The 12180-nt window shown below is 71.8% G+C and carries 13 protein-coding genes; 4 read left to right on the top strand and 9 right to left on the bottom strand.

The annotated features are described in order from the left end of the window. Nucleotides 1–811: purine-nucleoside phosphorylase (locus tag AB0C73_RS27265; protein WP_362535166.1), on the bottom strand; the 811-nt coding region annotated here is incomplete at its 3' end. A 207-nt stretch (nucleotides 812–1018) separates the two neighbouring features. Beyond that, nucleotides 1019–1456, bottom strand: coding sequence for a gamma-glutamylcyclotransferase (locus AB0C73_RS27260; RefSeq protein ID WP_362535163.1), 438 nt, complete (start codon nucleotides 1454–1456; stop codon nucleotides 1019–1021). Nucleotides 1457–1773: 317 nt separating this feature from the next. Between AB0C73_RS27260 and AB0C73_RS27255 the strand changes: the two genes are divergently transcribed. Further along, the gene (locus AB0C73_RS27255; RefSeq protein WP_362535160.1) at nucleotides 1774–3213 is read left to right on the top strand and encodes an NAD(P)H-quinone dehydrogenase; all 1440 of its coding nucleotides are present in this window, start codon (nucleotides 1774–1776) and stop codon (nucleotides 3211–3213) included. Between the two features lie 178 nt (nucleotides 3214–3391). Then, on the top strand, nucleotides 3392–4387 hold the full coding sequence (locus AB0C73_RS27250; RefSeq protein WP_362535157.1) for a DeoR/GlpR family DNA-binding transcription regulator: 996 nt from the start codon (nucleotides 3392–3394) through the stop codon (nucleotides 4385–4387). A 58-nt stretch (nucleotides 4388–4445) separates the two neighbouring features. Here the strand turns inward: AB0C73_RS27250 and AB0C73_RS27245 are convergent, their stop codons facing one another. The 3 genes from AB0C73_RS27245 to AB0C73_RS27235 all read right to left on the bottom strand — a co-directional run bounded on the left by AB0C73_RS27245 (nucleotide 4446) and on the right by AB0C73_RS27235 (nucleotide 7321). Continuing rightward, nucleotides 4446–4910, bottom strand: a complete 465-nt coding sequence (locus AB0C73_RS27245) for a hypothetical protein (RefSeq protein ID WP_362535154.1) — start codon at nucleotides 4908–4910, stop codon at nucleotides 4446–4448. Further along, nucleotides 4907–5467: a TetR/AcrR family transcriptional regulator gene (locus AB0C73_RS27240; RefSeq protein ID WP_362535151.1), complete on the bottom strand. Its 561-nt coding sequence runs from the start codon at nucleotides 5465–5467 to the stop codon at nucleotides 4907–4909. The genes AB0C73_RS27245 and AB0C73_RS27240 overlap by 4 nt, the downstream gene beginning before the upstream one ends. 99 nt (nucleotides 5468–5566) lie before the next feature. Continuing rightward, on the bottom strand, nucleotides 5567–7321 hold the full coding sequence (locus AB0C73_RS27235; RefSeq protein ID WP_362535149.1) for a biotin carboxylase N-terminal domain-containing protein: 1755 nt from the start codon (nucleotides 7319–7321) through the stop codon (nucleotides 5567–5569). Nucleotides 7322–7703: 382 nt separating this feature from the next. Here AB0C73_RS27235 and AB0C73_RS27230 point away from each other — a divergent pair, with 382 nt between their 5' ends. Next, a complete protein-coding gene (locus tag AB0C73_RS27230) occupies nucleotides 7704–8177 on the top strand; it encodes a hypothetical protein (RefSeq protein ID WP_362535146.1) in 474 nt (157 codons plus the stop codon). Nucleotides 8178–8230: 53 nt separating this feature from the next. Here the strand turns inward: AB0C73_RS27230 and AB0C73_RS27225 are convergent, their stop codons facing one another. The 4 genes from AB0C73_RS27225 to AB0C73_RS27210 form a co-directional block, all read right to left on the bottom strand. After that, nucleotides 8231–8836, bottom strand: a complete 606-nt coding sequence (locus AB0C73_RS27225) for a nucleoside triphosphate pyrophosphatase (RefSeq protein WP_362535143.1) — start codon at nucleotides 8834–8836, stop codon at nucleotides 8231–8233. A gap of 39 nt (nucleotides 8837–8875) precedes the next feature. After that, nucleotides 8876–9004 (bottom strand): hypothetical protein, encoded by a 129-nt coding sequence (locus AB0C73_RS27220; protein WP_362535140.1) that lies wholly within the window; start codon nucleotides 9002–9004, stop codon nucleotides 8876–8878. 161 nt (nucleotides 9005–9165) lie between these two features. Then, nucleotides 9166–9378, bottom strand: coding sequence for an acyl-CoA carboxylase epsilon subunit (locus tag AB0C73_RS27215; RefSeq protein WP_362535138.1), 213 nt, complete (start codon nucleotides 9376–9378; stop codon nucleotides 9166–9168). Nucleotides 9379–9407: 29 nt separating this feature from the next. Beyond that, nucleotides 9408–11012, bottom strand: coding sequence for an acyl-CoA carboxylase subunit beta (locus tag AB0C73_RS27210; protein WP_362535136.1), 1605 nt, complete (start codon nucleotides 11010–11012; stop codon nucleotides 9408–9410). Between the two features lie 134 nt (nucleotides 11013–11146). On the opposite strand from AB0C73_RS27210, the gene AB0C73_RS27205 reads away from it, so the two are divergent. Beyond that, on the top strand, nucleotides 11147–11995 hold the full coding sequence (locus AB0C73_RS27205; protein ID WP_362535133.1) for a biotin--[acetyl-CoA-carboxylase] ligase: 849 nt from the start codon (nucleotides 11147–11149) through the stop codon (nucleotides 11993–11995). The last annotated feature ends 185 nt before the right edge of the window (nucleotides 11996–12180 follow it).

Raw genomic sequence — 12180 nt, 5'->3', positions numbered from 1 at the left:
CGCAGGGAGACGTCGTGGAGGACCGGTCCTCCCGTGCCGTAGGCGAAGGTGACCCGGTCGAACTCGATGTCCAGGAGCCCCTGGTGGGGCAGGGGGGCTCGCCGGAGAGCCCCGCCGCGAGGTTGGTGACGAGGGAGATGCCCAGGACCTCGGCGCCCGCCTCGCGGGCCGCGATGGCCTCAAGGACCGTGGACATGCCGACCAGGTCGCCGCCGAGGACGCGGACCATGTTGATCTCGGCCGGGGTCTCGTAGTGCGGGCCGGGGAACTGGACGTAGACGCCTTCCTCCAGCGTCTCGTCGACCTCCTTGCACAGCGCGCGCAGCCGCGGCGAGTACAGATCCGTCAGGTCCACGAAGTTCGCGCCGACGATCGGGGAGGCGGCCGTCAGGTTGAGGTGGTCGCTGATCAGGACCGGCTGGCCGGGGCGCATGCCCTCGCGCAGGCCGCCGCAGCCGTTGGTGAGGATGACGGTCTTGCAGCCCGCGGCGACGGCGGTGCGGACGCCGTGGGCGACGGCGGCGACGCCGCGGCCCTCGTAGTAGTGGGTGCGGCCGAGGAAGACCAGGGCGCGCTTCTCGCCGATCTTGTACGAGCGGATCTTGCCGCCGTGGCCCTCGACGGCCGGCGGCGGGAAGCCGGGCAGGTCGGTGACCGGGAACTCGGCCTCGGGCGCGCCCAGGGCGTCGACGGCGGGGGCCCAGCCGGAGCCCATGACCAGGACGACGTCGTGGTTCTCGACGCCTGTCAGCTCGCGCAGGCGCGCGGCGGCGGCCTCGGCGGCCTCGTACGGGGTGGCAGTAGCGTTCACTGACTCTCTCGCCTCGGGGAGGGGGGTCCGAGGGGAGCCCCGGACGGATTTGGTACGTCCAGCAGCCTAACGGCAGAAACCCTACGCGCGTAGATGACGTCGCGCACGGACCTGCGATCGTTGTCTTGTCGTTTCCGACAAGGCCATCTCATGGTGGCCTCCGACCGTTCTGTCGGCAGGGGCTCAGCAGGGTTCTCGGTAGGGCGCTCAGCAGGGGCGCTTGCGCAGTTCCATCACATAGTCGTGCGGCGCGCCCGCCGACTCCGCCGCGTCCGCGACCTCGCCCAGGTAGCGCGCCGAGGGCAGCCCGCCCTCGTACGCGTTGAGCACGTACACCCATGCCGGCTCGTCGCCGTCCAGGGTGTGCACCCGCACCCGCATCCGCCGGTAGATGTCGAGGCCGACACCCTCCCAGCGGTCCATCGAGTCCTCGTCCATCGGCGCGATGTCGTACAGCGCCACGAAGACCTGGGAGCCCGGGTCCTCCGCGATCGTGGCCAGCGCGCCCTCCCAGCCCATCTGCTCGCCGCCGAAGGTCAGCCGCCAGCCGTTCAGCCAGCCGGTTCCGCGCAGCGGCGAGTGGGGAGCGCGGCGGGTCATCAGCCGCGCGTCGAGGTTGCCGGCGTACGCGGCGTAGAGCGACATGGGGTCGAGGGTACGGGAGCGGAAGGGGTGGCGGACGACGTCCCGGAGGACGGGCGGAGGACGGGCGGAGACCGGTGGAAGGCACACCGGAAAGTGACCCGCGGGTAGACCCCCGGCACACGTGCGCCACCCCGCGCCTCCCCACCGTCCGCGCCCCCACGCGCCCCCGTCGCACCGCCCCCGCCCCCGGCGGCGCGCCTCACCCTCACGTGCGGGAGAATGGGGCACGCACTTGAAGCGTGCGGGACAATGGCGTACGCACTGCAGCCCAGCGGGGTGAGTCCCCGGCAGAACGAGAGCGCGAGGCGTAGATCCCAGTGACCCGGATCGTGATCATCGGCGGCGGACCCGGCGGATACGAGGCGGCCCTGGTGGGCGCCCAACTCGGCGCGGAGGTGACCGTCGTCGACACGGACGGCCTCGGCGGCGCGTCCGTCCTGACCGACTGCGTTCCCTCCAAGACCCTGATCGCCACCGCCGAGGTGATGACCACCTTCGACTCCTCGTACGAGGAGCTGGGCATCATCGTCGCGGACGACACCCCGCACATCGAGCAGGCCGCCCGCGTGGTCGGCGTCGACCTGGGCAAGGTCAACCGGCGTGTGAAGCGCCTCGCGCTCGCCCAGTCGCACGACATCACCGCCTCCGTCACCCGGGCCGGCGCCCGCGTGCTGCGCGGCCGCGGCCGGCTGTCCGGCCGGCAGGCCGTGGACGGCTCGCGCCAGGTGATCGTGACGGCCGCCGACGGGACCGAGGAGACGCTGACCGCCGACGCGGTGCTCATCGCGACCGGCGGACACCCGCGCGAGGTGCCCGACGCCAAGCCGGACGGCGAGCGGATCCTGAACTGGACCCAGGTCTACGACCTCAAGGAGCTCCCCGAGGAGCTCATCGTGGTCGGTTCCGGTGTCACCGGTGCCGAGTTCGCCGGCGCGTACCAGGCGCTCGGCTCCCGGGTCACCCTGGTCTCGTCCCGCGACCGCGTGCTGCCGGGTGAGGACCCCGACGCCGCCGCCGTCCTGGAGGACGTGTTCCGGCGCCGCGGCATGAACGTCATGGCCCGCTCCCGCGCCGAGTCCGCCAAGCGGGTGGGCGACCGGGTCGAGGTCACCCTCTCCGACGGCCGGGTCATCTCCGGCACCCACTGCCTGATGGCGGTCGGCGCCATCCCGAACTCCGCCGGCATGGGTCTGGAGGAGGCCGGGGTGCGCCTGAAGGACTCGGGCCACATCTGGACGGACCGGGTCTCCCGCACCTCCGCGCCCGGCGTGTACGCGGCGGGCGACGTCACCGGCGTCTTCGCGCTCGCCTCGGTGGCGGCCATGCAGGGACGTATCGCCATGTACCACTTCCTCGGCGACGCGGTGGCCCCGCTCAACCTCAAGACGGTCTCCTCGAACGTCTTCACCGACCCCGAGATCGCCACCGTCGGCTACACCCAGGCCGACGTCGACGCCGGCAAGATCGAGGCCAAGGTCGTCAAGCTGCCGCTGCTGCGCAACCCGCGCGCCAAGATGCAGGGCATCCGGGACGGCTTCGTCAAGATCTTCTGCCGCCCCGGCACCGGCATCGTGGTCGGCGGCTGTGTCGTCGCCCCGCGCGCGAGCGAGCTGATCCACCCCATCTCGATCGCGGTCGACAACAATCTGACGGTCGAACAGATCGCAAATGCTTTCACCGTGTACCCCTCCCTGTCGGGCTCGATCGCGGAAGTGGCACGGCAGTTGCAGACCCGAAAGGCCGCGGGCGAGGCATAGCGGGGAGGCCGGGCGGCGGCCCGGCCTGCGGGAACGGTTCGCCGACTCGGACAACCCCCGGCAAGCCGGGGCATAGAACGATCAACGGCGGGGGCCTCCATACCACTTGGAGGCCCCGCTTGTGTGCATCTTCTGCAAATCGGCCCAAAGTGCCGTCGGTCACGTTACTGTCGGTTTCGTGTTCGCTGCAGAACGTCGCCAGTTGATCCTCGAAATGGTGCGTGCCAATGGAGCCGTGTCGCTCCGCGAGCTCGCCCGCGTCGTCCAGACCTCAGAAGTGACCGTACGGCGAGACGTGCGGGCCCTGGAGGCAGAAGGACTCCTCGACCGTCGGCACGGTGGTGCCGTCCTTCCGGGCGGACTCACCCGTGAGTCCGGCTTCCCGCAGAAATCCCATCTCGCCACCGCCGAGAAGACGGCCATCGCCGATGTCGCCGCGAGCCTCGTCGAAGAGGGCGAGGCCATCGTCGTCGGCGCCGGCACCACCACCCAGGAGCTGGCCCGCCGGCTCGCCCGGGTGCCCGGTCTCACCGTCGTCACCAACTCCCTGCTCGTCGCCCAGGCCCTGGCCCACGCCAACCGGGTCGAGGTCGTCATGACCGGCGGCACCCTGCGCGGTTCCAACTACGCGCTGGTGGGCAGCGGGGCCGAGCAGTCGCTCCAGGGGCTCCGGGTCTCCCGGGCGTTCCTCTCCGGCAGTGGCCTGACCGCCGAGCGCGGCCTCTCCACCTCCAACATGCTCTCCGCGAGCGTGGACCGGGCCCTGGTGCAGGCGGCGGCGGAGGTCGTGGTGCTCGCCGATCACACCAAGCTCGGCACCGACACCATGTTCCAGACGGTGCCGACCGATGTGATCACCCGGCTCGTCACCGACGAGCCGCCCGCGCACGACGAGCGCGCCGCCACCGAGCTCCAGGCCCTGGCCGACCAGGGCGTGCAGATCGCGGTGGCCGGCACCGGCGCCGCCGCGCACGGGAGCGAGCAGCACCCTCCGGGCGGCGCCCGTCCGCGCCGCGACGTCCCGCTGCCGGGCCAGCGCGGGCGGATGCCGGGCGGGCAGTTCCGCGGCGGTCCGGGCGGTCCGGGCAGTCACGGTGGCCCCGGCGGTCCGCTCTCCGCAGAGATGCTCGCCTCCGAGCGCTCGGTGCGCGTCGCGGACATGCGCCGCCGCTGAACCGGCCGCTGAACCCGCCTGTGCCCGGGCGGCCTTCGCCCGGCCCCAGGGCGTGTCCCTAGCGGTTCTCGTACGGGACGACGGCGGCGGAGACGTCGTCGCTCGCCGCGATCTGCGTGCGGCCGCGCTCGAAGTGGTCGGCGAACTCGACCGCGACGTCGAGCACCAGGGTCGTGACGGGCGCGTTCGCGTACGGCGGTGTCACCGGGCCGATGCGGTAGCCGGTGCGGATCACCCTGTCGTCCGGCTGCTGGTCGGTGACGGTCGTGAAGCCCGAGGAGTCCGGGCCCCAGGTGCCGTTGACCTGGAGGTGGTAGCGGAGCTCCAGGAGGCCGGGCACCGGACAGTGCCAGTGGAACCGTCCCACGCCCAACTCCGAGCTCGCACTGGAGAATTCGCTCCAGCCGCGGCCGTCCGGCAGGAAGGCCAGGGCGCTGGTCTCCATCGCGCCCACGTCGAAGGCGCTGCTGCCCCAGTGGCCCACCAGGGCCGTGTCTGGATGTGTCGCAGTCAGGTGTGTCACGGTGAGATCCCCCGTAGCGTCAGATCGAGCAGTCGGTCCGCCAACTCCGGGTCCTCCGGCGAGCGTTCGGCGGCCAGCGCGATGGCGTGCGCCAGCTTCGTCAGGTCCCCGATCGTCACCTCCGCGCGCACCGCGCCCGCCGTACGGGCCCGGGCGAGCAGGCGGTCGCCCGCCTCCCGCAGCGGCTCGCCGCAGTCGGCGAGGGCCGAACTCCGGCCGGACGACACGGGCGTGGAAGACACGGACATGAGCGCCACCGACAGGCCCCGGTACTCACCCGCGTGAGTGATCAGGGCGCGCAGCCACGCCACCAGGGCGGCCCGCGGATCGGGCGCCCCGGCCAGCTCCGCCGAGCGGTCGAGCAGGCCCGTGAGCCCGTCCCGTACGACCGCGGCGAGCAGCGCCTCACGGGTGGGGAAGTGGCGGTAGAGCGTGCCGATGCCCACCCCGGCGCGGCGGGCGATGTCCTCCAGGGACGCGTCGGTGCCGTGCGCGGCGAAGGCGGCGCGCGCCTCGGCGAGCAGCCGCTCGTGATTGCGGCGCGCATCGGCACGCATGCGTGCTCCTCCCCTGTGGTCCCGGTACGACGAAGGGCCCGCGGGCGGTGATCCGCCTGCGGGCCCTCCGTACCGTACCCCGGTGGACCGGGGCCGGAATCAGTCCTTGATCTCGCAGATCGCCGCGCCGGACGTGACCGACGCGCCGACCTCGGCACTCAGGCCCTTGACGGTGCCGGAGCGGTGCGCGTTGAGGGGCTGCTCCATCTTCATGGCCTCCAGGACCACGATCAGGTCGCCCTCCTGGACCACCGCGCCCTCCTCGACGGCCACCTTGACGATGGTGCCCTGCATCGGGGACGCGAGGGTGTCGCCGGAGGCGGTGGGGCCGGACTTCTTGGTGGCGCGGCGCTTCGGCTTGGCGCCGGCGGCCAGACCCGTACGGGCCAGGGTCATGCCCAGCGAGGACGGCAGGGAGACCTCAAGACGCTTGCCGCCGACCTCGACGACGATGGTCTCGCGGCCGGTCTCGTCCTCCTCGGCCTCGCCGCCCGCCGGGGCGAAGGGCTTGATCTCGTTGACGAACTCGGTCTCGATCCACCGGGTGTGGACGCGGAACGGGTCGGCGGTGAACGCCGGGTCGACCACGACGGCCTGGTGGAACGGGATGGCGGTGGCCATGCCCTCGACCTTGAACTCGGCGAGCGCGCGGGCGGCGCGCTGCAGCGCCTGCTCGCGGGTGGCGCCGGTGACGATCAGCTTGGCGAGCAGCGAGTCCCAGGCCGGGCCGATGACCGAGCCGGTCTCGACGCCCGCGTCCAGGCGGACGCCCGGGCCGGTCGGCGGCGCGAAGGTGGTGACGGTGCCGGGGGCCGGGAGGAAGTTGCGGCCCGGGTCCTCGCCGTTGATGCGGAACTCGAAGGAGTGACCGCGGACCTCCGGGTCGCCGTAACCGAGCTCCTCGCCGTCGGCGATGCGGAACATCTCGCGGACCAGGTCGATGCCGGTGACCTCTTCGGTGACCGGGTGCTCGACCTGGAGGCGGGTGTTGACCTCCAGGAAGGAGATCGTGCCGTCGGTGCCGACGAGGAACTCGACGGTGCCGGCGCCGACGTAGCCGGCCTCCTTGAGGATGGCCTTCGACGCGGCGTACAGCTCCGCGTTCTGCTCGTCCGTCAGGAACGGCGCGGGCGCCTCCTCGACGAGCTTCTGGTGGCGGCGCTGGAGCGAGCAGTCACGGGTCGAGACGACGACCACGTTGCCGTGGGAGTCGGCGAGGCACTGGGTCTCGACGTGGCGCGGCTTGTCCAGGTAGCGCTCGACGAAGCACTCGCCGCGGCCGAAGGCGGCGACGGCCTCGCGGACGGCGGAGTCGTAGAGCTCCGGCACCTCTTCGAGGGTGCGGGCGACCTTCAGACCGCGGCCACCGCCACCGAAGGCGGCCTTGATCGCGATCGGCAGGCCGTGCTCCTCGGCGAAGGCCACGACCTCCTCGGCGCCCGAGACCGGGTCCGGGGTGCCGGCGACCAGCGGGGCGCCGGCGCGCTGCGCGATGTGGCGGGCGGCGACCTTGTCACCGAGGTCGCGGATGGCCTGCGGCGGCGGGCCGATCCAGGTCAGGCCGGCGTCGATCACGGCCTGGGCGAACTCCGCGTTCTCGGAGAGGAAGCCGTAGCCGGGGTGGATCGCGTCGGCGCCCGAGTCGGCAGCGGCCTGGAGCACCTTGGCGACATCCAGGTAACTGGTGGCCGGGGTGTCACCGCCCAGGGCGAACGCCTCGTCGGCCGCGCGGACGTGCAGAGCGTCCCGGTCCGGATCGGCGTAGACGGCTACGCTGGCGATCCCGGCGTCCCGGCAGGCCCGGGCGACGCGGACAGCGATTTCGCCACGGTTGGCGATGAGCACCTTGCGCACGATGGCTCCCTCCTTGAAACAAGCTGAGTTTAGGGACTGCCGACACGGCACTTCGACCCGTCCCCAATGGTGAGCTTGCCCACACGGAGCGTGAATCGAGGCTCGCTCGGGTCGTGAAATCCCTTGTCGCACCACGGTACGCAGGGATTCTTTACGGCACAGTAGCTCCGAGGTGTGGCGCAGGTCTCTGTTCGCGCGGCCAGTCGCCAAACGGGTTTCTTTGTCGAGTCCCTACGAATGGCTCAATGATTCTTTGCGCTGTCGCCGGACGGGAGCCATATGGCGCGAACCCTTGTCCGGTGGTTTACCGGCCAGTAGCCTGCGCGATGTCGTACGTACCGTAGGTAACAGCCGTATCCACGGGATCCAGGGGGTGGCCGAGGTGGCCCGTAGACCGATAGCACTCGTCACGGCGGCGGTGCTGCTCCTCGAAGCGCCCGGCATCGTGGCGATCAACGCGGTCATGGCCCGTTTCGTGAAGGCCCAGTCGATGTCCCTCGACGGGATGGACCCCGACGTCATGTACACGGGCACCTGGGGCCTCGGCATCGCCTCCGGCGCGCTGCTGCTGCTCTGTGCCCTGGTCCCGCTGATCGCCGCGATCCGCGACCGCCGCCCCGGCCGCCCGGGCCGCGCGCTGCTCATCGGCTGCGCCATCGTCCACGGGGTGCTCGGGGCGGTGGCGGTGGGGCTGCTCGGCTGGGCGGCCTTCGCGTTCCTGATGGCCGTGGTCGGCCTGATCGTGCTCACCCTGGTGGCGTACGGGGAGCCCAGGGCGGACAAGCCGGGGCCGGAGGCGGGCGGACCGGAGGCGGACGGGCCGGAGGCCGCTCAGGGGGCTCCGGCCGCCGCGTAGGGGCCCCTGAGGGCCTGAGGGCCTGACGGCCTCAGGCCGCAGGCCCCGCGGCCTCAGGCCCAGAGGTCGGTGATCGACACGTCCAGCTTGCGCAGCAGCGTGCGTAGGAGCGGCAGCGAGAGGCCGATGACATTGCCCGGGTCGCCGTCGATGCCCTCGATGAACGGCGCCGAGCGCCCGTCCAGGGTGAACGCGCCCGCCACGCGCAGCGGTTCGCCGGTGGCCACGTACGCGGCGATCTCGGCGTCCGTCGGGTCGCCGAAGCGGACGACGGTGGAGGCGGTGGCCGACGCGTAGCGCTTGGCCGTCGTGTCGTACACGCAGTGGCCCGTCTGGAGGATGCCGACCCGGCCCCGCATCGACTTCCAGCGGGCGGTGGCCTCCGCGGCGTCGGCCGGCTTGCCGAGCGCCTGCTTGTCCAGCTCCAGGACCGAGTCGCAGCCGATGACGAGGGCGCCGCTCGCCTCCGGCTTGGCCGCGACGTGCGCGGCCTTGGCCTCGGCGAGGGCGAGCGCGAGCTCGGCGGGCGTCGGCGCGTGCACCTTGTCCTCGTCGACACCGCTCACCATCACCTCCGGCGCGAGCCCGGCCTGCCGGAGCAGTCCGAGCCGGGCGGGGGAGGCGGAGGCGAGCACGAGGCGGCGGCGATCAGCAGTCATATGGGCAGCGTAGCGAGCCCTGGGCCGGTCTTCTTCCCGTCATCGTGCGCCCGCGACGAACATTAAGACCACCATCGCCACAGCGAGCAGGACGCCCGCGCGCCGGAGCATGGCCTGCATCTCGTGCATGGCCTTCGGCGGCTCGTCATCGGGGTCGGACCACAGCATGGTGTCGATGCTGCCGCCCGGGGGCCCGGGGCGCCTGAGTACGCGTACTCAACCAACCCGTACGGCACCAACCCCTACGGCACCAGCCCCTACGGCGCAGGCCGGACCCCCCGCACACGGGGTCCGGCCTTCACCACGTACAGAACGCGTACAGAAAGCGGTCACACCGGCCAGTAGGACCGCGCCCACGAGCGCGGACCCGGCCGGTGCCGGACCGTGCGCGCGATCCGCGCCGGGTCCGACCAGCCCTCCGGCACCTGCGGGCCGTCGCCCGCGGCGGCCGCCGCCGCCGTGGCCGCGGCCCGGGCCCGGACCACCGCCAGGGCGGCGGCCAGCTCCTCCGGCGTCGGGTTCCCTCGTACGACCTTGATCATCGTTGTGTCCCTCCCGAGGGGCGGAGTGGCTAGAGCGGGATGTTGCCGTGCTTCTTCGGAGGCAGGGATTCCCGCTTCGTGCGCAGCTGACGCAGACCCTTCACGATCTGCGGGCGCGTCTCGGACGGCAGGATCACGCCGTCGATGTAGCCGCGCTCGGCCGCGATGTACGGGTTGAGCAGGGTGTCCTCGTACTCCTGGATGAGGCGCGTGCGCACCGCCTCGATGTCCTCGCCGTTGGCCTCCGCCTCGGCGATCGTCCTGCGGTGCAGGATGTTGACCGCGCCCTGCGCGCCCATGACCGCGATCTGCGCGGTGGGCCAGGCCAGGTTGAGGTCGGCGCCCAGGTGCTTGGAGCCCATGACGTCGTACGCGCCGCCGAAGGCCTTGCGGGTGATGACCGTGATGAGCGGGACGGTCGCCTCGGCGTACGCGTAGATCAGCTTCGCGCCGCGCCGGATGATGCCCTCGTGCTCCTGGCCGACGCCCGGCAGGAAGCCCGGCACGTCGACGAAGGTGAGCACCGGGATGTTGAAGGCGTCGCAGGTACGGACGAAGCGCGCCGCCTTCTCGGAGGCGCCGATGTCCAGGCAACCGGCGAACTGCATCGGCTGGTTGGCGACCACACCGACCGGGAAGCCCTCGACGCGGCCGAAGCCGGTCACGATGTTCGGCGCGAACAGCGCCTGGGTCTCCAGGAACTCGCCGTCGTCGAGGACGTGCTCGATGACGGTGTGCATGTCGTACGGCTGGTTCGCGGAGTCCGGGATCAGCGTGTCGAGCTCGCGGTCCTCGTCCGTCGCCTCGGTCTCGGCGGTCTCCGGGAAGGCCGGCGGCTCGGAGAGGTTGTTCGAGGGCAGGTAGGACAGCAGGGACTTCACATACTCGATCGCGTCCTTCTCGTCGCCCGCCATGTGGTGGGCCACACCGGAGGTCGAGTTGTGCGTGCGCGCGCCGCCCAGCTCCTCGAAGCCGACGTCCTCGCCGGTCACCGTCTTGATCACGTCGGGACCCGTGATGAACATGTGCGAGGTCTGGTCGACCATCACCGTGAAGTCGGTGATCGCGGGCGAGTACACCGCGCCGCCCGCGCACGGGCCGACGATCAGCGAGATCTGCGGGATGACACCAGAGGCGTGGGTGTTGCGGCGGAAGATCTCGCCGTACATGCCGAGCGCGCTCACGCCCTCCTGGATGCGGGCGCCGCCGGAGTCGTTGATGCCGACGACCGGGCAGCCGGTCTTCAGGGCGAAGTCCATCACCTTGATGATCTTCTGGCCGTACGTCTCGCCGAGCGCGCCGCCGAAGACCGTGAAGTCCTGCGAGAAGACCGCGACCGGACGCCCGTCCACGGTGCCGTAGCCGGTGACGACACCGTCGCCGTAGGGACGGTTCTTCTCCAGGCCGAAGTTGGTGGAGCGGTGCCGGGCCAGCTCGTCCAGCTCGACGAACGAACCTTCGTCGAGCAGCAGTGCGATCCGCTCGCGCGCGGTCAGCTTCCCCTTCGCGTGCTGCTTCTCCACGGCACGCGCGGAACCGGCATGGGTGGCCTCGCCGATCCGGCGCTGCAGATCCGCGATCTTGCCCGCGGTCGTGTGAATGTCGATCTGGTCGTGCTCTGCCGGCTCGGACATCGGGATGCGGCTCCCTGCCTGGTCACGGGGGGTTCGTTGACTACGAATGGGCTACTGCCCTGCTACTGATCCGTAGCGTATCGGCGTCGATACGGTTCGGCAGTGCGGCGTTTGCCACACCTACGCTGGCTTGCATGACGTCCTCCCAAGGCTCCGCGGGACGCTGGTCCGACCTCGACCGGCCCCCTCTGAACGCTGCCGCGCTGCGCCACGCGCTCGTGCTCCCCGACGGTCTGTGGACCTCCCTCGACGTCGTCGAGTCCACCGGCTCCACCAACTCCGATCTCGCCGCCCGCGCCGCCGAACTCCCCGAGGGCGCGGTGCTGGTCGCCGAGGAACAGCTCCACGGGCGCGGCCGGCTCGACCGCACCTGGACCGCCCCCGCCCGCTCCGGCCTCTTCGTCTCCGTCCTCCTCAAGCCCGACGTGCCCGTGCACCGCTGGGGCTGGCTGACGCTGCTCACCGGAGTCGCCGCCGCGAGCGGCCTCTCGAAGGCCGCCGGCGTGGACCTCTCCCTCAAGTGGCCCAACGACCTCCTGGTGAAGATCGCCGGTGAGGAACGCAAGACCGGCGGCATCCTCGCCGAGCGGGCCGGCGAGGACGGCATCGTCGTCGGGATCGGCATCAACGTCAGCCTGCGCGCCGAGGAACTGCCGGTCCCCGCCGCCGGTTCCCTTGCCCTCGCCGGCGCCGTCTCCACCGACCGCGACACCCTGCTGCGGGCCGTGCTGCGCTCGCTGGAGCAGTGGTACGGCGACTGGGTGCGGGCCGACGGCGACCCGGACGCCTCCGGGCTTCTGGTGGCGTACGGGACGGCCTGCGCCACCCTCGGGCGCCGGGTCAGGGCCGACCTGCCCGGCGAGCGGATGCTGGAGGGCGTCGCGGTCGGCATCGACGGCGACGGACGGCTCGTCGTCGAGACGGAGGGCGGCGGCACGGAGGCCGTCGCGGCCGGTGACATCGTCCATCTGAGGGCCGCCTGAGGGCCTCCTGAGGGCCTCCTGAAGACCGCCTGAGGGCCGCCTGGGGGCCGCCTGAGGGCCGCCGACCGAGCGGTCTTCCGCCCGAACCGGTCCCGTACGTCATGGTGTGGGACCGGTTCGGGCGTGAGCCAGCACACACCTGTCGTATCGTGGACCGCGATCCACGCGACAGATCGGCAGGACAA

Origin of the sequence: Streptomyces sp. NPDC048623, from assembly GCF_040650755.1 — a bacterium.
In the GTDB taxonomy this organism is placed as follows: Bacteria; Actinomycetota; Actinomycetes; order Streptomycetales; family Streptomycetaceae; genus Streptomyces.
The sequence above is the reverse complement of the archived record's forward strand: the minus strand, read 5'-3'. Positions and strand labels throughout refer to the sequence as shown.

Coding starts and splice junctions, on each gene's coding strand:
- AB0C73_RS27260 (WP_362535163.1), bottom strand. CDS start 1,456: ATGTCGCTCTACGCCGCGTACGCCGGCAACCTCGACGCGCGGCTGATG.
- AB0C73_RS27240 (WP_362535151.1), bottom strand. CDS start 5,467: ATGCGTGCCGATGCGCGCCGCAATCACGAGCGGCTGCTCGCCGAGGCG.
- AB0C73_RS27225 (WP_362535143.1), bottom strand. CDS start 8,836: ATGACTGCTGATCGCCGCCGCCTCGTGCTCGCCTCCGCCTCCCCCGCC.
- AB0C73_RS27220 (WP_362535140.1), bottom strand. CDS start 9,004: ATGCTGTGGTCCGACCCCGATGACGAGCCGCCGAAGGCCATGCACGAG.
- AB0C73_RS27215 (WP_362535138.1), bottom strand. CDS start 9,378: ATGATCAAGGTCGTACGAGGGAACCCGACGCCGGAGGAGCTGGCCGCC.
- AB0C73_RS27210 (WP_362535136.1), bottom strand. CDS start 11,012: ATGTCCGAGCCGGCAGAGCACGACCAGATCGACATTCACACGACCGCG.
- AB0C73_RS27205 (WP_362535133.1), top strand. CDS start 11,147: ATGACGTCCTCCCAAGGCTCCGCGGGACGCTGGTCCGACCTCGACCGG.